Origin of the sequence: Aeromonas sp. 55A, assembly GCF_051919665.1 — a bacterium.
Taxonomy (GTDB): domain Bacteria; phylum Pseudomonadota; class Gammaproteobacteria; order Enterobacterales; family Aeromonadaceae; genus Aeromonas; species Aeromonas veronii.
Genome location: NZ_JBQBEH010000008.1, coordinates 4064348 through 4086623 on the forward strand (window position 1 = coordinate 4064348; position 22276 = coordinate 4086623).

General features: G+C 60.0%; 16 protein-coding genes and 2 tRNA genes. 12 read left to right on the forward strand and 6 right to left on the reverse strand.

Annotated elements, in window-relative coordinates; genetic code table 11:
* Window positions 1-220: 220 nt before the first annotated feature.
* From ACTG2G_RS22630 to ACTG2G_RS22645, 4 genes are all read left to right on the forward strand, one after another.
* On the forward strand, window positions 221-1699 hold the full coding sequence (locus ACTG2G_RS22630) for a TonB-dependent receptor domain-containing protein (protein ID WP_439985860.1): 1479 nt from the start codon (window positions 221-223) through the stop codon (window positions 1697-1699).
* Window positions 1700-1730: 31 nt separating this feature from the next.
* Window positions 1731-2425 (forward strand): IS1 family transposase gene (locus ACTG2G_RS22635; protein WP_270657729.1). Its coding sequence is split into 2 segments (ribosomal slippage): window positions 1731-1977 and window positions 1977-2425, totalling 696 coding nucleotides; the frame shifts between segments, so codons are not numbered across the junction.
* Window positions 2426-2441: 16 nt separating this feature from the next.
* On the forward strand, window positions 2442-2948 hold the full coding sequence (locus ACTG2G_RS22640; RefSeq protein WP_439985924.1) for a TonB-dependent receptor domain-containing protein: 507 nt from the start codon (window positions 2442-2444) through the stop codon (window positions 2946-2948).
* A 125-nt stretch (window positions 2949-3073) separates the two neighbouring features.
* Window positions 3074-4138: a 3-deoxy-7-phosphoheptulonate synthase gene (locus tag ACTG2G_RS22645; RefSeq protein ID WP_421386036.1), complete on the forward strand. Its 1065-nt coding sequence runs from the start codon at window positions 3074-3076 to the stop codon at window positions 4136-4138.
* A 73-nt stretch (window positions 4139-4211) separates the two neighbouring features.
* On the opposite strand, the gene ACTG2G_RS22650 is transcribed toward ACTG2G_RS22645, so the two are convergent.
* The 3 genes from ACTG2G_RS22650 to ACTG2G_RS22660 form a co-directional block, all read right to left on the reverse strand.
* Window positions 4212-5210, reverse strand: a complete 999-nt coding sequence (locus ACTG2G_RS22650; RefSeq protein WP_164537168.1) for a LacI family DNA-binding transcriptional regulator — start codon at window positions 5208-5210, stop codon at window positions 4212-4214.
* Between the two features lie 177 nt (window positions 5211-5387).
* On the reverse strand, window positions 5388-7289 hold the full coding sequence (locus tag ACTG2G_RS22655) for a transglycosylase SLT domain-containing protein (RefSeq protein WP_439985861.1): 1902 nt from the start codon (window positions 7287-7289) through the stop codon (window positions 5388-5390).
* Window positions 7290-7388: 99 nt separating this feature from the next.
* Window positions 7389-9893: a putative bifunctional diguanylate cyclase/phosphodiesterase gene (locus tag ACTG2G_RS22660; protein ID WP_439985862.1), complete on the reverse strand. Its 2505-nt coding sequence runs from the start codon at window positions 9891-9893 to the stop codon at window positions 7389-7391.
* 368 nt (window positions 9894-10261) lie between these two features.
* On the opposite strand from ACTG2G_RS22660, the gene hpf reads away from it, so the two are divergent.
* Complete coding sequence (gene hpf / locus ACTG2G_RS22665; protein ID WP_005334257.1) at window positions 10262-10600, forward strand: ribosome hibernation-promoting factor, HPF/YfiA family; 339 nt, start codon at window positions 10262-10264, stop codon at window positions 10598-10600.
* A gap of 111 nt (window positions 10601-10711) precedes the next feature.
* On the opposite strand, the gene ACTG2G_RS22670 is transcribed toward hpf, so the two are convergent.
* Window positions 10712-11221, reverse strand: coding sequence for a VC2046/SO_2500 family protein (locus tag ACTG2G_RS22670; RefSeq protein ID WP_100647292.1), 510 nt, complete (start codon window positions 11219-11221; stop codon window positions 10712-10714).
* 124 nt (window positions 11222-11345) lie between these two features.
* Between ACTG2G_RS22670 and ACTG2G_RS22675 the strand changes: the two genes are divergently transcribed.
* Both ACTG2G_RS22675 and ACTG2G_RS22680 read left to right on the forward strand, forming a co-directional pair.
* A tRNA-Tyr gene (locus ACTG2G_RS22675) sits at window positions 11346-11430 on the forward strand.
* 34 nt (window positions 11431-11464) lie between these two features.
* Window positions 11465-11549 (forward strand) — tRNA-Tyr (locus ACTG2G_RS22680).
* Window positions 11550-11725: 176 nt separating this feature from the next.
* Here ACTG2G_RS22680 and tamB read toward each other — a convergent pair.
* Together tamB and tamA are read right to left on the reverse strand one after the other, a co-directional pair.
* Window positions 11726-15526: an autotransporter assembly complex protein TamB gene (tamB, locus tag ACTG2G_RS22685; RefSeq protein ID WP_429204181.1), complete on the reverse strand. Its 3801-nt coding sequence runs from the start codon at window positions 15524-15526 to the stop codon at window positions 11726-11728.
* 61 nt (window positions 15527-15587) lie between these two features.
* Window positions 15588-17363, reverse strand: coding sequence for an autotransporter assembly complex protein TamA (gene tamA / locus ACTG2G_RS22690; RefSeq protein ID WP_421386327.1), 1776 nt, complete (start codon window positions 17361-17363; stop codon window positions 15588-15590).
* Between the two features lie 516 nt (window positions 17364-17879).
* Between tamA and ACTG2G_RS22695 the strand changes: the two genes are divergently transcribed.
* From ACTG2G_RS22695 to ACTG2G_RS22715, 5 genes are all read left to right on the forward strand, one after another.
* A complete protein-coding gene (locus tag ACTG2G_RS22695) occupies window positions 17880-18254 on the forward strand; it encodes a hypothetical protein (RefSeq protein WP_421386326.1) in 375 nt (124 codons plus the stop codon).
* Window positions 18255-18377: 123 nt separating this feature from the next.
* Window positions 18378-18656 carry a peptidylprolyl isomerase gene (locus ACTG2G_RS22700; RefSeq protein ID WP_005334269.1) on the forward strand — a complete coding sequence of 93 codons (279 nt, stop codon included), beginning with the start codon at window positions 18378-18380 and terminating at the stop codon, window positions 18654-18656.
* 179 nt (window positions 18657-18835) lie between these two features.
* Window positions 18836-19510: a DUF1499 domain-containing protein gene (locus ACTG2G_RS22705; protein WP_421307771.1), complete on the forward strand. Its 675-nt coding sequence runs from the start codon at window positions 18836-18838 to the stop codon at window positions 19508-19510.
* Between the two features lie 25 nt (window positions 19511-19535).
* Window positions 19536-20117: a carboxymuconolactone decarboxylase family protein gene (locus ACTG2G_RS22710; protein ID WP_421386325.1), complete on the forward strand. Its 582-nt coding sequence runs from the start codon at window positions 19536-19538 to the stop codon at window positions 20115-20117.
* Window positions 20117-22270 (forward strand): FAD-dependent oxidoreductase, encoded by a 2154-nt coding sequence (locus tag ACTG2G_RS22715; RefSeq protein WP_429204177.1) that lies wholly within the window; start codon window positions 20117-20119, stop codon window positions 22268-22270. The genes ACTG2G_RS22710 and ACTG2G_RS22715 overlap by 1 nt, the downstream gene beginning before the upstream one ends.
* The last annotated feature ends 6 nt before the right edge of the window (window positions 22271-22276 follow it).

Genomic DNA, 22276 nt, shown 5'->3' on the forward strand with positions numbered 1-22276 from the left:
GCGAGTCATTTGACTCACCGCATCGCAGGGTGAGCGGCATCCTAACAAGGAGTGAAAAAACGATCAATACAAATGATAATCAATTTCATTAACTTCTTTTTAGTCAAAAGAGAGGGGCGAACGAAACCGAACATCACCGATAAAAAAGAGTTGCGATCGGAGCAAATTCAACTTGATAATGATAACGCTTATCATTTGAATGTTATGGAAGATGTAAATAATGAAATCCTCAACCTCCCGTTTTATTGCCCCCAGCCTGCTGGCCACCACCATCGTCACCCTGCTGACCCAGCAAGCCATCGCAGCCAGCAACGCCCCACAAGCCGACGAGGTGATCACCGTCACCACCACGGCGCACAATACCCGCTCGGCACCGGCCTCTATCTCTGTCATCACGGCCGAACAGATCGCCGCCGCGCCCGTCAATGACCTTGCCGACCTGCTGCGCCACGAAGTGGGCATTCAGGCTGAAGCTGACACCAATGGCCGCAGCGATATCGGTATTCGCGGCATGTCCGGCAAGTACACGCTAGTGCTGGTGGATGGCAAACGCCTCTCCTCCTCCAATGCCCTGTGGCGCGGCGGCAACTTCGACAATACTCCGGTGCCCCTTGGCATGATCCAGCGGGTCGAGGTGATCCGTGGCCCCATGTCGGCACTTTACGGCTCCGATGCCATCGGTGGTGTCATCAACATCATCACCAAACAGCCGGGCAAAACCTGGCAAGGGGCGGCCGATGCCGACTTCAAGGCCATCGAAGGCAAGGATGGCGGCGATCAGCACAGAACCAACCTGGGCTTTACCGGCCCGCTGACCGACAACCTGCTGATCCGGATGAACGGCGAGGTGTATGACCGTCAAGCCTGGACCCCCACCGAAGCTGCTAACGGCATCCCCCTTATCGAAGCCAAACAGACCCGCAACTTCGCCTCCACCCTGAGCTGGCTGGTGGATGAGCAGCAGCGCTTCGAGCTGGATTACCTCTACAACCAGGATGAGCGGCCTCTCGATATCTTCCGCAAAACCGGCAACAAGGTGCACAGCCGCCAGCAGCAAAACGATCGCAACCTGTTTGGTCTGACCCACAAGGGGAACTGGAGTTGGGGTGACACCACCGTCATGGCCAACTACGAGACCTCCCAGATCGACGACTTCAACACCAGCTACTCTGCCCCGCAGCAGCGGGAGCTGGAAGAGAACACCTTGACCCTCAAGGGCTATACCAACGTGGCGCTGGCCAACCACTACCTGACCCTGGGTGGTGAATATCTGGATCGGGAGCTGGTGGATGCGGTGAGCTACAAGGATATCGGCGGCAAAGAGAGTCACTCTCAGGAGGCGCTGTTTGCTCAGGACGAAATTGGCCTGACCGACAGCCTGACCTTCACGCTGGGCGGCCGTTACGATCACCACGAGATCTACGGCAGCCACTTCACCCCGCGCGGCTATCTGGTCTATGAGATGAACGATGTGGTGACAGTGAAAGGCGGTGTCAGCCAGGCCTTCAAGGCACCGGCACCGCACCAGTACTCCAACGGTTACAGCATCGAGAGCTGTGGCGGCAGCTGCCGCATCTATGGCAGTGACAAGGTCAAGCCGGAAACCAGCACCAACTACGAGCTGGGTGTCATCGCAGGAGAAGGGATCTGGGAGACCAGCGCCACCCTGTTTGGTGATGCATCCGATCGGTTGAGTTGATATGATGAACTCTTTTGAGACCGACAGCTTCATGGCATCCATCACCGTTCACTGCCCTCGCTGCAACTCTGACCACGTATATCGCCATGGGAAGACCCCTGCCGGCCATGTTCGCTATCGTTGCCCCGTCTGTCCGCACGTGTTTCAGCTCACCTACACCTATGAAGCCCGCAAGCCTGGCGTCAAAGACAAGATTGTTGATATGGCGTTCAACGGCTCAGGTGTTCGTGATACTGCTCGCGTCCTCAAGATTGGCATCAACACAGTCATACGCACCCTAAAAAACTCACCCCAAGGCAAGTAACCTCCGAAAAGGTGGTGCTCGATGACGTGGCACTTATCTGTGAACTTGATGAGCAATGGGCCTATGTTGGCAACAAACAGCATCGACATTGGCTTTGGTATGCTTTTGATACCAAGAGAAAACGAGTCGTGGCATATACCTTTGGCCCACGCAACGATGAGACATGCCGTCGGTTGCTGAGCCTGCTTTCTCCGTTCCAGATAGGCTTTATCACCAGTGATGATTGGGGAAGCTATGCCAGAGAGGTGCCGAGCGAGATGCATCTGACCGGGAAGATATTCACCCAGCGTATCGAGCGTAACAACCTGACGCTCAGAATGCGCATCAAGCGATTGGCTCGCAAGACCATCTGCTTCTCTCGTTCCGTTGAGCTCCACGAGAAAGTGATTGGTGCCTTTATAGAAAGACACCATTTCAACTGATTGGAGTCATTACCCCCTGTTTTACTCCGACATCGACGACATGCTCACCTTCAAGCAGTTGCCGAACTCCACTGACCGCACCTGGTACAACCTGGAGAAAGCCACCACCAAGGGGCTGGAGCTGACCGGCAAGCTCGATCTGACCGACAATATCAACCTTGGCGCGAACTACACCTACCTCAAGGCGGAAGGCGATCAGGGTCAGGCTCTGCCCGAGCGACCGGAGCACAAGGCCAATGCCAAGATCACCTGGCAGGCCACCGAGCGGGTCAATGCCTTTGTCGGCACCACCTACACCGGCACCCAGTTTGCCGAGCAGACCGTCAACAAGGTTGTCGTACTGCACAAGCTGCCCAGCTATCAGACCTTCGATCTCGGCACCGGCTTCAAGGTCACCGAGAACTTTGACCTGCGACTGGGGATCAACAACCTGACCGACGTGCGCCTGCAAGAGAAAGACACCGTCTTCCAGAACGTCGAACCGGGTCGCAGCTACTACGTCAGCGGCTCAGCCCGCTTCTAAGGTAGCCAAGGCCGATATAACAGAGCGCGGGCCCATGCCCGCGCTCTGTTAACCAAGAGAATAAGGGGAAGATCCCCACTGGACAGCAAAGAGCATGCAGATTTCCATTTTCATCAGGATCGCTCATGTTCACCTCACTTCTGAATGCTTCACCCCTTGCCACCCTGCCCACCCCTGACGAGATGTTAAAGGCCAGACCCTGTCCGGCACGGCTCGCTCGCCAGATCGCTCGCTGCCGCCAGCAAGCCCGCCATATTCTGCAGGGAGAGGATGATCGCCTGCTGCTGGTGATCGGCCCCTGCTCCATTCACGATCCGGCAGCCGCCCGCGACTATGGTGGCCAGCTCGCTGAACTGCAGGGCCAATACGGGGAGCAGCTGCAACTGGTGATGCGCACCTATTTCGAAAAGCCGCGCACGACGCTCGGCTGGAAAGGATTTATCTTCGATCCCGACCTCGATGGCAGCGATCAACTGGAAAAGGGACTAACCCAGGCCCGCGAGTTACTGCTGGCCCTTGGAAAGGAAGGGCTCGCCTGTGCCACCGAATTTCTCGATCTCACCAGCATGCTCTATCTGGGGGACCTCATCAGCTGGGGCGCCATCGGTGCCCGCACCACCGAATCCCAGCTCCACCGTCAGCTGGCCTCGGCCCTTCCCTGCCCGATCGGTTTTAAAAACGGCACCGATGGCAATATCCGGATCGCGGTCGAGGCGATCCTCGCCAGCCGGGCGGCCCACCTCTATACCCAACCTTCCGGTGATGGCCAGCTGGCACTGGTGCGCAGCCATGGCAACCCCGACTGCCACCTGATCCTGCGCGGTGGCCGCCAGCCCAACTATCAGAGCTGTCATGTGGCAGAGGCTGGAGACTTGCTGCGCCAGCACCATCTCTCCCCTCGCCTGATGGTTGATTGCAGCCACGGCAACAGCCAGAAGCAGCATGCCCGCCAGCTGCTGGTTGCCCGTGACATTGCCGACCAGCTGGGTGCTGGTAGCCATGCCATCGCCGCCATCATGGTGGAAAGTTTTATCGGCGAAGGGCGTCAGGAGATAAGCAGCAAACCGCTGCGCTACGGCCAGTCGATCACCGATAGCTGCATCGGCTGGGAGCAGACGCGGGTAGTGCTCGATACCCTTGCCGAAGGTGTGGAAGCGCGCCGCCAGCAGCGCATTGCCCTGGCGGGGTAAACCGGAACTCGCCTGTGGCAGATAAAGATATGGCCCCGACGGGGCCATATTGCTCTGAACCTCTCGCCGCAAATCAGGCGACTGACTCACGCTCAACCAGCTGGGCTTCAAACTTGAGCGCCAGGCCGTCCACCGGCTTGTGATCGAGCAAACGCAGCGCCAGCTCGGCAGCGCGGCTGCCCATCTCCTCAATGGGGTAGCGCACCGTGGTGAGCTTGGGATAGATGTAGCGGGCGTAGGGGATATCGTCGAACCCCACCACCGACACCTGCTGCGGGATCTTGTAACCCCGCTCCAGCAGGCAAGAGATGGCGCCGGCCACCATACCGTCGTTGAAACCGAGCACGGCAGTGAACTCGACACCACGGGCCAGCAGTTCACTCATCGCCACATAGCCGCCATTTTCGTCGGCAAAGGCGCGGCTGACGAGTGCAGGATCAAAGGCGATCCCGGCTCTGGCCAGGGTCTGGGTGTAACCGGCCATCCGCTGCTGACCATCGACAAACTCTTCATCATCGGAGGTGATAAAGGCGATGTTGCGATGACCGGCATCCAGCAAGTGCTGGCACGCGGTGGTGATCCCCGCCTGGTTATCGAGCCAGACGCAGCGATCCTCAAAGCCCGGTACCTGACGGTTGATGAAAACGATGGGGGTAGAGCCTGCCGCCAGCTCGCTCAGCTCCTCGTCCGGAAGCGCCTTGCTGTGGAGGATCAGCGCATCGCACTGGCGCTGCAGCAGCGCCTGAATGGCGTGACGCTCGCGCGCGATATCGTGGTTGCCAGACATGACGATGGTGAACTTGTTGGCCTGATCGACCATGGCTTCGATGCCACGCATCATCTGGGCAAAGAAGGGGCCGCCGCAGAGGTCGCCAACCAGCACGCCAATGCAGTTGGAACGCTTGCTGACCAGTGCCTGGGCAAAACTGTTGGGTCGAAAATTCAGTTCCTTCATGGCCGCCAGTACGGCCTCACGCTTTTCCGGTGCTACCTGTGCCGTGTTGTTGATAACCCGCGACACGGTGGAGATAGACACATTTGCCAGCTGAGAAACGTCTTTAATCGTTGCCACTATCCATTCCTTTATTGTGGGGGAACCTGTCGATGCCGACGCCCGAGTATACCCTGCGGCCTGATGCAATTCCCGGAGCCAGGTCACCAGGCATGTTTCCTTTGGTAACAAAACCTTACCAGATGATACCTGGCAGCAGGGAAATTTGAAAACAGGGGCCGGCTGGCGGCCCCCGACTCAATAGGCGTGATTGAGCTCCCGCTCTGACATGAAGCGCAGCGGCTGCTGCAGCTTGTGCTGATAAATGAGATCGAACGACAACACGTTTTGTACGTAGTTGCGGGTCTCCTTGTAGGGAATGCTCTCGACCCACACGTCCATCGGCTTGTTGTCACTCTGCTCTCGCCAGCGTTTTACCCGTCCCGGCCCGGCGTTGTAGGCTGCGGCCGCCAGGATCCGGTTGCCATCATAGACATCCAGCAAGCGCTTGAGATAGGCACTCCCCAGACGAATATTCATCGTCGGATCAAACAGTTGCTGCTCGTTGCGATAGGGCACCCCCAGCTTGCCGGCAGTCTCTTTGGCAGTAGCAGGCATCAGCTGCATCAGACCGCGCGCCCCCACCGGCGACTGGGCCAGCGGATAGAGGGCACTCTCCTGACGGGAAATGGCATAGAGCAAACTGGTGTTCATGGTGCGCTCTTGCGCCATCTGGGAGAAGGTGCGCTTGAGCGGCAGCGGGAAGCGCAGGTCGAGGGCATCCCACGCTTCGGCGCGAATGCTGGCGAGAATGGCCAGCTCGTGCCAACCCTGATTGAGGGCGATATGACCAAACTCGATGCGCTGGGCCACCGGATTGCGATCCATGTTATGGATCCACTCCGAGCGGGCCGCCGCAATCTCGTTCATCGACAGCAATTCGCGCACCCGCAACAGGAAGGGCCAGCGCTGGCTGGCCGTGCGCCAGTCCGGTACATGCTTGACGCTCTGGTTCTTGATGCGATAGGACACGCCGGTGCGCTGGGCGGCCATAAAGCCGTAGAAACCGCGCAGGTTGGCAGTCTCCAGATAAAGATCCCGCGCCGGTTTTTGCTGCCCCTGCACCTCAAGGGAGCGCGCCATCCAGTAGCGCCAACGATCCTCTTTCTGACGGGCCATCGGCATCATCTTCACCCAGCCGGAGAGGCCACGCCAATCCTGCTCCCAGATGGCCAGTCGCGCCCGCAGCTCGGTGATGTCGGGATCCGCCAGCTTTTTCACCGTGCTGTCGACCCAGCTACGCTGGGCAATAGAGCGATCCAGCAGCAGGCGGCGGGCAATGGCACGCTCTACCGGTTTCACCTCGGCCTGGGTCAGGCCGAAACGGCTGCGAAACAGCGCAAGCTGGCGCAGCACCGACTCAGGCTCCTGATTGGCATAGCGGGTCAAGCCGAGGGAGAGCAGCTTGCGGGAATAGGGATTGCTGCTGAAATAGGCCGGGTTCATCGCCTTGGCTGGCTGCTCGAACAGGGTCACCATCTGATCGCCATAGCTCTGCAAGCCGCTACCCAGGGTCGCGCCAAGGTGGCGGATCAGATTGGGATTTTCCGCCTCGAACGCCAGCGTCATCCGCTGCCAGATCTTCTCCTGGGTACGCTGACCGGATGCCTGCCACAGCTGGAACAGCGGTGAGCAGGCATCGGGGCGCGATTGACCACTCATCCAGATCTTGCCCGCCCCCTGCAACGCCTCTTTCGGCTTGCCGGTGTAATAGAGCGCCTGATAGTGCATGCAGAGCAGATCGGTGGAGCTCGGCTTGGCCGGATAGAAGCGCAGGAACTGCGACCATTGCTGGCTCTGGGCCAGATAGGTCAGATAGCTGCGCTCCAGCCGGTTGGACTGGGGAGTATCCCCATGCTGGCGGATAAAGCGGGTCACATCGTTGTAATCCGCCGCCCCCGGACGAAAGGCGAGCTGATAGTAATCGAGGTAAGGGAGCAGGGGGTAATGGGTCAAACGGGCACGAATTTGCTGGAAACGGGCCTGATCATTGGCCCGTACGGCGTCATACGCCTGACGGTAGAGCGTCTGGTCGGCAGTCTGCGCCATCAGGGTCGGCACAAACAGCGCCGACAAAACAATTCCCCATACAGCTTTCACTGAACATCTCCATTGAGGGCAATACACCGCCCGGTGGCGGTGGGTCTACTGCCTCTCATTCTACCCGTTGCCGGGCAGCGCTACAGCGGGGAGTAGGGACTATTTTTCTGCCTCACTCAGCTGTATTTCGCGCAGTTGCTCCGGTCTGGTCAGCCGCTGTACATATTTCTCCAGATAGGGCACCGGCAGCGGCTTGGAGGCGAGATAGCCCTGATAGAAACTGCACCCCTGCGCCTTGAGAAACTCCAGTTGCTGACGGGACTCCACTCCTTCCGCCGTGACGTTAAAGCCCATATGGCGGGCCATGGCGATCACCGCCTCGACGATGGCCATGTTGTCGCCATCTTTCGGGATGTCCTGAATGAAGGAGCGGTCGATCTTGAGCTCATCGGCAGGTAGCCGCTTGAGGTAGCTCAGGGAGGAGTAACCGGCGCCAAAATCGTCGATGGCAAAGCTGATGCCGAGCTCCTTGAGCTCGGTCATCTTGCTGATGGTGTCCTCGGCATGGCCCAGCACCACGGACTCGGTGATCTCCAGATTGAGGCAGGCCGGATCCATGCCGGTTTGCGCCAACACATCGTGGATCCGCTCGACAAAATCGGTGGCATGGAACTGCTTGGCACTGACGTTGACCGAGATCTGCGGAATGTGGATGCCGTTCTCCTCCCACAGCACATACTGGGCGCACGCCTCGTGCAGCACCCAGTTGCCGATATCGACAATCAGATCGGTCTCCTCGGCGATGGGGATAAATTCTGCCGGCGAGACCAGCGAGCGACCGGCCGGCTGCCAGCGAATGAGCGCCTCGACACCGATAATATCGCCGCCATCGACCATATGCTGGGGCTGATAGTAGAGGGTCAGCTCTTGCTGGCTGAGGGCGTTACGCAATTCGTTGTGAATAAGCAGACGGCGATCCGCCTGCTGCTGCATCGAGGCATCGAAGAAGCGACGGGTCTTGCGGCCAGCGGACTTGGCCTGATACATAGCGGTATCTGCCTGCTTGAGCAGATCATCGACCCCCTGCTCCCGATCCGGAAACAGGGTAATGCCGACACTGGCGCCGATGTGCAGCACCTGCCCCACATAGGTATAAGGAGCGGCAATCTCGGTGATAAGCCGTTCGGCAATGATATCGGCCTGCATCTCCGCCTGGGGCGGGCTCGCCGAGAGCGATGGCAGCAGCAACACAAACTCGTCACCGCCGAGGCGGGCCAGACAATCCCCCTGTCTCACCAACCGTTTGAGACGGGCGGCGACCTCCTTGAGCAGCCAGTCACCGGTGGCGTGGCCGAGGGAGTCGTTGATGGTCTTGAAGTGATCGAGATCGATAAAGAGCAGCGCGCCAATCAAGCCATCGCGGGTCGCCTCGTTGAAGGTCTGCACCAGGGTCTCATGCAACTGACGGCGATTGGGTAATCCGGTCAGCTCGTCGTAATAGGCGAGATCCTGAATGCGTCGCTCGGCCGCCTTGCGCTCGGAGATATCCTCGAAGCAGATGACAAAGTGGCTGATCACCCCCTTCTCGTCCTGCACCGGCGTCACTATCTCCCACTGGGGATAGGTGTGACCATCGACATGGCGACGCTGGGTCTCCCCCTGCCAGCGGCTGAGGGTATTGAGCTCGTAACCGAGCCCACCCAGATTTGGCCAGAGATCCTCTTCCAGATGCAGGCCCAGCACCGATTGGCTGTCAAAGCCGGTAATCTGGCTGAAGGCGTTGTTGACCCGCAGGATCTTGAACCCCGGATCCGTGATGATGATCCCTTCGTGGGTCTCGAATGCAACGGCAGAGAGCCGCATCTGGGCATCTGATTGCAATCGCTCCAGCTCGGCCACCATCCGTACCGAAAAGGTATTGAGCACCGAGGTGAGGTTGCTGGTATCTGCCGGGGCCGAATAGAGCAGCGCCAGATGGCCCAGAAGTTGGCCTCTGGCATCAAACAGCGGCTGACCATAATAAGTCTGCCCGGCCGCCAGCCAGGGTTGATACTCCTGCGACTCGTCGATCACCTCGAAACAGCTGGCCCCTTGCTTGTAGAGCTCCTGACAGGGGGAGCCCGCCAGCGGATAGTCCTTCTGCGCCAGCCCGTCGGCGGCCAGCACTTTGACCCGGTCGGCACCGCACAACTCCCCCACCCAGACCGCATCCACCTTGAGGATATGGGCCAGCTGGCTGACCAGGGTATTGAAGAAATCGAGCCCAGTGCGGGCAGAGAGCGCCTGCGCCAACTGGGTGAGCAGGGTGGTTTGCAGCAATGGCAAAGAGAGATTGAGGGAGGAGACCGCACTGTTGGCGGTATCAAGAGGGGCCAGCCAGCCACAGCAGATCTGCTGGGTAGGCACAAACTGGCCGCTCCAGAGCACATGGTTGAGCTGCCCCCGATCATCTTTCAGATGACCGATGAACTGTTCAGGCAGATGTGATTCATGAAGCCGGACGAGAAAGTCGGCAAAGCCTGCCTCATCTTCCGGTAACAGGCGAGCGGCCCAGGGATGATTGCCCTCCCCTTGCCACTGCTGGTAGGCCCCCTGATCAGAGAGACTCCACTGATCATGTTGCCGATCGAAAAACCACATGACTTGCGTGGCCTGCTGCTTCATTTACCACTCCAACACAACAACCAACCACGTTTGATGTCCAATCAGGCATAGCAACGCCCCCTGCATCCACTCATCAGATCAGAGGTTGCGAGGGAAGAGTACAAACATGCGATATCAAGCAGTGGAAACCGGACATGAGGTCGACACGAAGTGCTGCCAAGAAGGGACAGAAACGATCCTATTCCCGTCATACTGCCTGCCAGTTTCATGGAGCTCAAGCTGTTTTTGGCACGAAACCGGAAAAGATCACAATTTATAAGTTGCTGAATAGCCAAGGGAAGGTTATGTGACATGGATCACATTTCAATCTTTACCAATGAGTAATCTGAAGGTGAAGACACAAGCAAGACGACCCGAAGGGGGCCAATATGAAAATCGAAATTACCAGCAAAATCATCGACATCACCCCGGCTATCCGCGAGCGCATCGAATCCCGTTTTGAAAAGCTCGAACGTCTTCAGGTGCCTCTCATCACACCCCATGTGATTGTTTCCAAAGAGCGTCTGATGTTCACTGTCGAAGCCAGTGCTGGCATCCCCAACGGCAAACTGTTTGCCCAGGCAGAGCATGAGGATCTCTACGCCGCCATCAACGAACTGGGGCAAAAACTGGAGCGCCAACTCAACCGTCACACCGAAAAGCCGATTGCCCGTCGTGCCAACGCAGCGCTCAAAGAGCAGCCGCAACCGGATGAAGCTGACGCTTGATTGCATGCCGCAAGGCTAAAAATTCTAAAGAGCATAAAGGCGGGGTCACCCGCCTTTTTGTTGCCTGTGATTTGCCGACAAGCATCGCGTTACACCAGTGAACAGGCGACATCAACTGAGCCAGTGCAACCGGGTATCCACCCCCTCTTGCAAACGATCGAGGATCGGCAGCAATACCAGCGGATCCTCCTGCCTCGGCACATCGGCCAGCTTTCCTTGCAACCGCTCCCGCGCCAGCGGTGACAGGTTATCGTAGACAGCCTCATCCAGCAGCGGTTGTTTGACCGCCAGCGGCGGTGTTTGCAGCGCCAGCCAGAGCCGCACATCCACCATGCTTCCCCCCTGTTGCAGCCGCTCATTGATGGCACTGCAATCACTCCCCGCCCCTTCAGCCACCAGCACCTCTGCCGGTCTCAGCGCAAAGTGCAGACGCCAGTCACAGCTTTGGGGAGTGGCCGCCGGTTTGGCATCAAACCAGGGCTGCTCCTCCACCGCATCAGTCAGCAGGGCCAGATGCAACCGGAAATCCGCGCGATCGCCATGCTGCAGGTCACGGTTGAGGCGCTGCCCCAACTGGCCCTCATCGACGAGCAGGTGATTACGGATTGAACTGGGCAGCATGAGATAACTCTCGAAAATGGCGATTTCACTGGTTATCGGCCAAAAATCCAATTCTTTTAATGGAAAAATCCTGCTTGGGGGTTCACAAAACCGGAAGATCTGTTAGTATGCGCCTCGCACTTGTGGAGGGGTTCCCGAGCGGCCAAAGGGATCAGACTGTAAATCTGACGGCTCTGCCTTCGAAGGTTCGAATCCTTCTCCCTCCACCATTTCAAGTGCGACAATTTGAAAGCAATACCCCGTGGAGGGGTTCCCGAGCGGCCAAAGGGATCAGACTGTAAATCTGACGGCTCTGCCTTCGAAGGTTCGAATCCTTCTCCCTCCACCATCATTCAGAAAACCCGGCCTAGCGCCGGGTTTTCGCATTTATAGTCCGCTGCAATTCATTCTCCCTCTGCACTGCCAACCTTTATCACGGCTTGCCCGCGGCCGATTGCGCAATAAAAAACGGGAGGCCTGCGCCTCCCGTTTACTCTCATCTCTGCCTTGTTACAGAGTGAAGCGTTACAGGGTGAAGCGATAGAAGATATCGACCGCCTGAGCCACCCCGCTCATCGCCTGCAAATAGAGCCGTGGCAATACCTCGTAGCGCAGCTTGAATTCGGCGATGGGGCTGAAGACTCCGACCCCGTACTGGAACTGCAAGCCCGGCAGCAGATAGGCCGACAGCGTCACCTGAGTGTTGTCGCCACTGCCCGCGGTATCGAGGGAGACATCGCTCATCCCCAGCGACTCGCCGATACTCGACACCACACCGTTGGCCTGGCTCACCGCTCCGGCCACCAGCAGACCGTTGAAACCGCCATCCTCACCGCCGGTCTGCAACCCTTTGCCGCGCAGCAGATAGGAGAGTTGTTCCGACTGCGCCATCTGCGGCTCGGAGTAGACAGTGATCTCAGGCTTGCTGGCAGGGCCGGTCACCCGCACCCCAACCGTCACCTGATCTTCGATGGTATCGGGATCCCGGTTAGCCTCGATGTTGAGGAAGGGCCGATCCAGCGGACCGGAGAAGAGGATCCGCCCCTCCTTGATGATGAGGTTCTGACCGTAAGCCTTGAAGCGGCCGTTGGTCAGCACCAGCTGGCCGTTGCCTGCCAGCGGTTTCTCGGGATCCTGACGGATATTGAGGCCACCGGAGACATCGGTCTTCAGCCCCATGGCATCGAGCTTCACATCGTTGCCAAGGCGGATCGCCACCTTCATCGCCAGCGGCAGGCTGGCCTGCTTGGGAGCAGGGGGCAGATCGTCATAGACCACAGTCACATCATCTGAGACCGCCACCGCCGAATCCGGCAGGCTCTTGACCAGAATGCGCGCCCAGGGAATATCCACCTGACCGGTAATGCGGGTCTCCTCACCCAGCGACACCGCGATATCGGGCGAGACTCTGACCCGGCCCATGCCCGGATATTGCGCCTCCAGATCCTTGCCCTGAATGGTGAGGCTGCCGCTGACCGGCATCTTGGCCCAGCTGAGCCAGCCGCCCAGTGCCAGCGGCCCCTTGCCCACCAGCATGGAGCCATCGAGCTCGGCGCGGTTGCCCTCGATCTTGAGGCGGGTCACCAGCTTGGTCAGGGTCACCATATCGGAGTGAGTCTGCACTTCACCGTCACGCAGGTTGAGCTGGCCAAACAGCAGGGGCGCCGCCAGGGTGCCGTCGAAGCGGGCATCGGCGGAGATGATCCCTTGCAGGGAGCGCACCTCAGGGATGAGCGGCGCGAAGGTATTGAGCTTGAGATCGTCAAACTTGAGCTGACCACCGAGCAGACCGCGACCGGCGGGCTCCTTGATCAGCAGATCGGTATCGATATTGCCGATCTGTTTGGAGGCAAAATCGAGGCGAATGGCCGCCTGCTGCCGCTCGAAATCCAGGGCCAGGGCCAGCTGCTGATAATCAGTCTTGAGACCATCAGCCACAAAAGTGCCCGGCGTGGTGCGCACCACCGCATGCAGGGTCGGCTGATTGCCACGCCAGCTGGCGCGGCCATCGGCGGAGAGCATCGCCTGCCAGCGGAAGTTGTCCGGCAACCAGGGGCGCAGCCGCTTGAGATCAAACTCGCTCAGGGCAAACTCCAGAGTCCCCTGGGCAGCGGAAACCTGACTCCCCTTGACGCAGAGGCTGGCCCCCTGGGAGCCGAGGCAGAGATCCCCCATCGCCAGCCGCTGACGCGGCAGATCGAGATCCAGCGCCCAGGGGGAGCTCAAGTCCCAACGGCGCAGCGGGGTTTTCAGCCGCAACTCGGAAAGCGCCCCGCGCCAGTGATCCCCGCGCACGCCGCCACCCAGTTTGAGGTTGGCCGCAACAGGGTCACCCTTCATGGTCAGGGTCAACAGATGCTGACTGATATCGCCGCTGAGGTTCAGGGCCAGCTGGCTGAGCTTGGTTTCGCCCTGTTTCAGCTGCGCCACCAACAACGCGAGCTCACCGGCCGGTTTGGCGCCGATCACCGCATTGCCCTTGAGGCTAATACCCTTCAGGTCGGTGCCGGCATAGTAGAGCCGGTCGGAGGCCAGATCCGCATCGATTTTTGGCGTCTGCTGATTGCCACTGACCTTCACCTGTCCCTTGATATCCCCTTTCAGGCCGGGATAGATGCCCCCCAGCTGGGGAGCCTGCAGGTTGGCATCGAGCTTCCACTGGGCGCTGCTGATACTGCCCTTGGCCTGCAACTGGTTGGGGCCACTTTGCAGCGAGAGCGCCGGGATCAGCCACTCCATCTTGTCGTTGCCGCTAAGCTCCCCCTTGAGGGCCAGCGGGTACTGGTTGAGTTTGCCATCCACCTTGAGCTTGGGCAGTTTCAGCTCCCAGTGGCCCGCTTCGTTCATCACGAAACGGCTCTCCAGCTCACCGGCCAGCGTCCCTTTCAGCTCGGGCAGCAGCTCGGCCGGATTGATCCCCTTGAACAGGGTGGTCCCCTGCCACTCAATCCCCTTGTTCCATGCCAGCTTGCCATCGAGCTTGAGCTCCCCCTTGAGAGCGTTGAGCTGCAAGGCGATCTTGCTGAGCCGCTCCAGATCCCCCTTGCCCTCCAGCGCAAGCTTGAAGGGGGGGACATCGGTCCCCTTGCCGGAGGTATTGAGGGCAAACTGGTAGCCGGAGAGCTTGCCCTTGGCGGTCAGGCTCCCTTTGTCCAGCCGATAGCTCGGCTCATCTTTGGCTGGCTTGTGAAGAGGCCAGCCGAGGCTCTTCCAGTCGAGGGCCACATCAAAAGGGAGATCCGGGTCGAGGGCGGCTAGCGAGCCCTTGAGACTGGCGGCGACCGGCCCTTTGGCCGACAACGCCAACCCCAGCTTGCCGACCGAACCGCTCAGCGCCAGCGTGGCCTGCTCACCCTGCAGCTCGCCATCCAGCAGCGCTTTGCGGGCCTTGGCATCCAGGGTCACCGCCAGCGGGTAGTCGTCACTGAGCTGGATGTGCCCCTTGAGCGCCAGATCGGCCATGGCGTGGCGCAGCGAGAGCTCGCGCACCTCGATGCGATCGTCGGCAGCAGTGGCCGACAGCAGAAGCTTGTCGAGCCCTTCAATCAGCTCGCCCTGCTTATATTGCACCCGGGTCGCGCTGACCCCTTCCAGCTGGATGGGGAAAGGAAGGTGAATGGCGGGCAGGAGAATGGGGGCTGCCTTTGCCGTGTTCGCAGCTGGCGCCCCTTTGCCCTGTTTGGCTGTCTCGGCGCTGGCCTTGTCGTTGCGCGCCACCGCAGCACCGGCTTGCTTCTCGTTAGCGGCCGGCTGCTTGGCGGATTTGGCTGCGCTGGCGGGTGCCGCGTCATCCAGCGTCACCGTCAGGTTATCGAGCACCGGGCCGCGTACAATCAGCCCCTTGCGGTTGAGGGTGGCGCCGATATCGAGGGACCCCAAGGTCACAGCCACACCGGGCACCGCCAGATCGAGATCGGCCACCTTGAGGCTGTCGACCTGAATTTTGAGGGGGAGCGGATGCCAGACAAAAGGCTCCGACGGCTCTTCCGGCGCAGGTTCGGAGTCGGCTACCTTGACCACCGGATGGGTCACCGCCAGGGATTTTATCCAGAGCTTGCCCTGCAGCAACTTGCCCAGATCCCAGTCGAGCACGGCGCGATCCACCGTTACATCCACCAGCTCATCCTGCCAGCCGGCCCCTTCCAGGGTCCAGCCATAGCCAAGCTGACCGGCAACCAGCTCCCCCTTGAGGGAAGGCAGCGCCCCCTTGGCCTGTTGCCACAACCACTTGTTGCCCTGATGGGTAAAGCCCAGCAGGCTGACGCCGATGAGCAGCAGGAACACCAGCCCCATCAGCCAGAGAAAGATGCGTTTTAGCCAGATCACAATGCAGACCCCCGCGCAAGATACAGCCGCAGCGGCCAAAGAAAAAAGCGTTTAGACAACATCATAATTCAGGCCCCAATGCGAAATGCAGCCGCAAGGGCTTGTCCTCCTCCGATACCCCGACCGCCAGATCCAGCCTGACCTGACCGATGGGGGTGACCCAGCGCACACCGACGCCGGTACCTATTTTCCAGGGCTCGCTGTAATCGGTGGTGGAGGTACCGCCATCCACAAACATGGCCCCCAGCCACTTCTCGCTGAAGCGGTAGTTGTATTCCAGACTGGCCACGCTGGTGTAGCGGCCACCGGTCAGCTTGCCATCCGGCCCGGTGGGGGAGATGCTCTCGTAACCAAAGCCGCGCACTGTCTGATCGCCACCGGTAAAGAAGCGCAAAGACGGCGGCACCAGCGAGAAGCTGTCACCTATAATGGCCCCCTGCTCTGCCCGCATCAGGAATCTGTGGTTATCGCCGAGGGTACGCAGCCACTTGCTGCGCCCCCACACCCGCATAAAGCTGATGTCGGAACCCCATCTGGGATCGGAGAACTCCAGCGTCAGCTGCTGGCGATCCCCCCAATCGGGCACCAGGGTGCCGCGCACCCGCAGTCGGGACCAGGAGACCCCGGGGATCAGCAGCAAGCTGTTCCCCTCGTCGGCGCCCTGGGTATAGATCTCGTTCTCCAGGCGGATAAAGACGTCCCGATCCCAGCTCTCCGGCCGCCGCGTCCAGCGGTGCACACCGATGGTAGTGAGATCGGAGCGGGTATCGTTGTTGTCCTTGTACTGGTAGCCGGTCTGGATGGAGTAGTAGTCCCGCAGCGGGTTGCCCACCGGGATCTGATAGTCGAAGCTGAGCTCGGCCTCCGGCGCCGACACCTTGGCGGTGGCAAACAGGCGGTGGCCGTAGCGGTTGACCCAGGGCTTCTCCCAGGTGGCACTCATCCGCGGCCCTACGTCGGTGGCATAACCGATACCGGTCTCGATTTCGTGATCGACCCGGTTATCCAGCGTCACCGCGATGGGCACCCGATAGTTGCTCGCCTCGCTCAATACCGGCTTGATATCGACCTGACGGAACAGCTTGGTGGAGGAGACATCCTGCGACATCTCGGCCAGACGGATGGCAAGATAGGGATCGCCGCTCTTGATGTTGATAAGCGGGCGAATAAGGTGAAGCGCTTCGGGGGTGGCATCGTAGCGGATCTCGCCAAAACGGTAGCGATGGCCCGATTCGAACAGAATAAAGATCTCCGCCGTCCCCTTGTCCGGGAACACCTTGACCTGACTCTTGCTCAGCTTGGCATCAAAGTAACCGCGGGCCAGCCCGAGGCTGCCCAGATCGGCCTTGATGGATTCATATTTGGCGTGGTTGAGGGGCTCGCCCTCTTTGAGGGGCAACTTGTCCAGCAGGGCGCTGTAGAGCTCGTCACTGCCCGCATCCCCCTCCAGCAGAATATCGAGGCGGGAGACGATGACCGGCTCCCCCTTGTCCACCTCAATCACCACTTTGGACGGGGTTTTCTTGTCGCGACTCAGGGTGATTTTCGGCTGGTAGTAGCCATAAACCTGCAGCGCCTTTTGCACGCTCTCGGTAATTTTTGCGCGGGCCGGGCGGTATTGCCGCTCCTGATAGACCGGCAGGGCATTGAGGTAGGCTTCAACGTTATCCTTGTTCTCCCCTTTCAACCCCTTGACCTGATAGGTGAGCTTGGCGGCAAACGCGGGCGAAGCCAGCAGCGACAGCAACAGGCCCACCCCCAGTACCCGCAGGCCGCGGCGAAACGCAGGGTCGGACAGTGAACACCCTGCCAGCAGGGATGAAATGCATCCTGTCAAAGGTCAATATTCCTGAATCTGTGGTGAAGGAAACCAGCGCCCTTTCGGGCCAACCCCGAATGCGGCGCAGCACGCCATGCCGTACATGGCCGTGACACAAAAATGCGCGCCAGAAAAATGGCGAACCTTATCCTAACATAGGCATCCGCCAGCGACAGCGCAGCTCCATTGGCAAATTCACCATATCTTTTAAGAGGTTGACCACAAATCACACATTTTGGTGACAATGACGCCGCCCGCTTTCCCGATGGAAGCGAATTGACCTGCCCTGAACAAGGCTCACCCCACCATCAGGCACCATTTATCACCTCTCCCCCTCTCTCTTTACCACCAGAAACCCACCACGACAGAGTTTGTCGGCATCACCCCCCCCTCACCGTTTAACAGGCCCGGCACACGCCAAAGCCCGCCGTAGCGGGTGATTAAGAATTGCTCGTTCAGCGCAATCGAATTATCCCGCTGCCTTTGCGAACGTCCCTCCCTCACACTTGAACCATCAACTGAAGGAGACACATCATGCATGCACGTAGCGAACAGATGGCTGACTATATTGCCGATCGTCTCGAGTTCATCACCTTTCTCGCCTGTTGCAGCGCCCTGCTGGCCCTGCTGACTGGCATGAGTGGTCAACAGGCGTTGGCCTTTACTGCCCTGAACCTGCCGTTTGGCCTCGGCATTCTGCTGGCGATGGCGATGCTGGCCCCCCTGCCCGTCCACTGGCGGCTGCCGGGCATCACCTTGCTGCTGGCAGGTTGCGCCCTGATGACCCTGCAACTGGGGGGTGAGTGGCTCAATCCGCTGGCCATCTGGAGCCTCTACGCCCTGCTCGGGCTGGAGATCATCTGGCAAGCGCGTCCCCGCGCCATGCAGGCCACCCGCGCTCGCCAATAATACGACCGATAAAGGGCGGGCTGTGATGGCTGACGCCGGTGGCAAATTGGGGTACTCTTGCGCCCCGATTTGCCACCACCCTTGGCGTTAACAACCTTCGCCATCACTCCCAGGAGCGCCCCGATGAAAAAAGCCTGTGCCCAGCACATTTTGGTCAAGACCGAAAAACAGTGTCTGGAGATCAAGGAGAAGATCGAGAAGGGAGCCGACTTCGGCCAGATGGCCAAGCGCTTCTCTACCTGCGCTTCTGCAAAACGCAGCGGCGATCTGGGGGAGTTCAATAAAGGGGATATGGTCAAGCCCTTCGACGATGCCGTCTTCAAGGGCGAACTGCTCAAGGTGCTGGGGCCGGTGCGCACCAAGTTCGGCTTTCACCTGATCAAAGTGCTCTATCGCAACTAAGTCATCGCAACTGACCATCTTCTCGGTGAAGCTCCCGTCAGGCGGGCTTCACCGACCTCTGCATCTTCCTCGCAAAACTGGCCAAAACCACGCCAAACTCTCATCAATTTACTAACGTTATCAGGCAATTAAGTTTATCCTTCTCGGCATTGTCCACATTCGACGATGGATCCCGTGCTATGCCCCGCTCTTGCTTGTGGCCCCTGCTGGCCTGGTTACTCCCGCTCGCTGGCGCCCTCGGCAGCCGCCTTCATCTCTGGCCATGGTGGATCGGTTTTGCGATCTGTCTCATCGGAGCCCTTGTCTCCCTGATCTTGCTGGTACGACTGCCCTGGAGCCGTAACCGCTACGCCAGCGGCCTTGGCGCCTTGCCGCTACTGCTACCCCTGACATTTGTGGCACAGGCGCTACGCATGCCGCTGAGCAACGATGTGAGCACAGATCCCTACAATCCCCCCCAGCTACGCTGGGCGGCAGAGCTCAGAACGGCGCAGGATCTGCCAATAAATAGCGCTCCGCTGAAAGCAGTTGAGGCAAAACCCGGTCCTCTCTTTACCAGGGCCTCTCCTGCCGAAGTGTTGATTGAAGCCAGCGAACTGATGCAGGAGCTGGGCTGGCAGGTACGACCCAGCCCGGATGGTCTGGATGCGGTGGTTACCACCGGCTGGTTCGGCTTTCAGGATGATGTGGCGCTGCGGGTCTTTGCTGGCCCCAAAGAGACCCGCATCGATATGCGATCAGCCTCCCGTCAGGGGCAAAGCGATCTGGGCACCAACCGGGCGCGGATCGAGGATTTCCTGACCCGCCTGAACGAGCGCCTCGGTCAGGCCTACAAACCCAACTTGAAACCGTAAGAGTGAAACAACAAGAAGGTAACTGATGCGCGTTGAGGTCAAACCCGACCGGGAATATGCCTGGTTTATCCGCCCCTTTTTCTGGCTGCAAAAACGCAACTATGGTCAGGTGCTTATTCCGGGCAAATGCTGGGGCCGCTCGCCGCGTCTCTTTGCCGCCGTCGCCACCCTCTACGGGGTCATCAACCGCAAGCGCTCCCCCATCGATCCCGTGCTGCGCTCGCTGGTGACGGTGCGGGTCTCCCAGCTCAACTGGTGTCGTTTTTGCGTCGACATCAACGCCATGACCCTGGTAAAGAGAGCAGGTTCAAGCGAGAAGGTGGAGGCGCTGGCCAACTGGCGCGAAAGCCCCTTGTTTGACGAGCGGGAAAAAGCGGTGCTCGACTACACAGAAGCGATGACTGGCCTCGATGGGGTGAGCGATGAACAGGCGGCCCGCCTCAAGCCCTGGTTAGACGACGATGCCATGGTGGAGCTGACCGGCCTTATCGCATTCCAGAACATGTCGGCCAAGTTCAACGCCGCCCTCGATATCGCGCCGCAGGGCTTCTGCCAGCTGCCGGTGCAACCGGAACGTCCTGCCCAGCCCGACAGCAAGGACGCCTGATGAACCGGACCCGCCTGCTGCTTGCACTGGTGATGGGGAGCCTTATCGGCACCTTTTTTGCCCTCGATCTTGGTCGTTACCTCAGCCTGGACGCCTTGCAGGCCCAGCAGGCGGCAGTGGCGCAATGGGTCGACAGCCACTTTGTCTCGGCCAGCCTGCTGTTCGTGCTTATCTATGTGCTAAGCACCGCCCTCTCCCTGCCCGGCGCCAGCCTGCTCACCCTGGGTGGCAGCGCTGTGTTCGGCGTCGCCTGGGGGCTGCTGCTGGTCTCCTTCGCCAGCACCATAGGCGCAACCCTGGCCTTTCTCAGCGCCCGTTTTCTGCTGCGTGACTGGGTCACCGCCCGCTTTGGCGACAAGCTGGCCACCTTTCAGTCCGGCATGGCGAAGGAAGGGGCCTTCTATCTGCTGAGCCTGCGCCTCATCCCCATCTTCCCCTTCTTTCTGGTCAATCTGCTGATGGGGCTCACCCCCATCAGAGTCAGCACCTACTACTGGGTCAGCCAGCTTGGCATGCTGCCCGGCACCTTCGTCTATGTGCTGGCGGGCAGCGAGCTTGGCCAGTTGACCAGCACCGGCAATATCCTCTCCCCCGGACTGATGGTCGCGCTGACCCTGCTGGGGCTGATGCCCTGGCTGGTCAAGAAATTAACCACACACCTCGCCCAACGGCGCCTGCTCGCCCCTTACTGTAAACCCGCTCGCTATGACTACAACCTGCTGGTGATCGGTGCAGGTGCAGGTGGGTTGGTCACCAGCTATATCGCGGCAGCGGTGAAGGCCAAGGTGGCGCTCATCGAGAAGCACAAGATGGGGGGCGATTGCCTCAACAGCGGCTGTGTCCCCTCCAAGGCATTGATCCGCAGCGCCCGCTTTGCCGCAGAGCAGCGCAAGGCCGACGAGCTGGGCTTTAGCCAAAGCCACTCCCGCGCCGATTTTGCCGCCGTGATGGAGCGGGTGGCTGAGGTGATCAAGGAGGTCGCGCCCCACGACTCCATCGAACGCTATCAGGGGCTTGGAGTGGAGTGCATCGAAGGAGAGGCGCGGCTGGTCTCTCCCTGGGAGGTGGAGGTTAACGGCCAGCGCCTCGCCAGCCGCCATATCGTTATCGCCACCGGCGCCCGGCCGCTGGTGCCCAAGCTGCCGGGGCTGGATCAGGTGCCTTACCTCACCTCGGATAGCCTCTGGCAGTTGCGCACCCCGCCGCGCCGCCTGCTGGTGCTGGGCGGCGGCCCCATCGGCTGCGAGCTGGCCCAGAGCTTCGCCCTGCTCGGCATTCCCGTGACCTTGGTGGAACTCTCGGAGCAACTGCTGCCCCGCGAAGAGAGAGAGGTAGCCGACGCCCTGGCCGGGCAGATGAGCCGCGATGGCGTGCAGCTACTCACCGGCTGGCGCGCCGAACGAGCCGACTATCTGCCCGCAGCCGATGGGGATCTCCCCATCCGGCTGCAACTGCGCCGGGGCGATGAGACACAAGTGGTGGAAGGGGATCAACTGCTGCTGGCACTGGGTCGGGTCGCCAATGTGAGCGGCTTCGGGCTCGAGGAGTTGGGAGTCGAGCTTGCCCCCCGCAGCACCATCGCAGTCGATGGCTTCCTTGCCACCAACTTCCCCAGCATACTGGCGGTGGGAGACGTAGCGGGCCCTTACCAGTTCACCCACTTTGCCGCCCATCAGGCCTGGTATGCGGCAGTAAATGCCCTGTTTGGCCAGTTCAAGCGCTTTCGGGCCGACTATCGGGTTATTCCGGCGGCCACCTACACCACGCCGGAGATTGCCCGGGTCGGCCTCAATCGCAAGGAGGCCGAGGCGCAAGGCATTCCCTTCGAGGCGACCCGCTTCGAGCTGGCCGAGCTGGACAGAGCCATTGCCGATGGGGAGCGCCAGGGTTTTGTCGAGGTGCTGACCGTCCCGGGCAAGGATACTATCCTTGGCGCCACCATAGTGGGCACTCACGCCGGTGAACGGATCGCCGAGTTCGTGCTCGCCATGCGTCACCGCCTCGGCCTTGGCAAGATCCTCGGCACCATTCACGCCTATCCCACCCTGATGGAGGGGAACAAATATGTGGCGGGTGAATGGAAACGGGCCCACCAGCCCACCCGGGTGCTGGCGTTGCTGGCCCGTTATCACCGCTGGCGCCGTGGCGCCTGACAATCA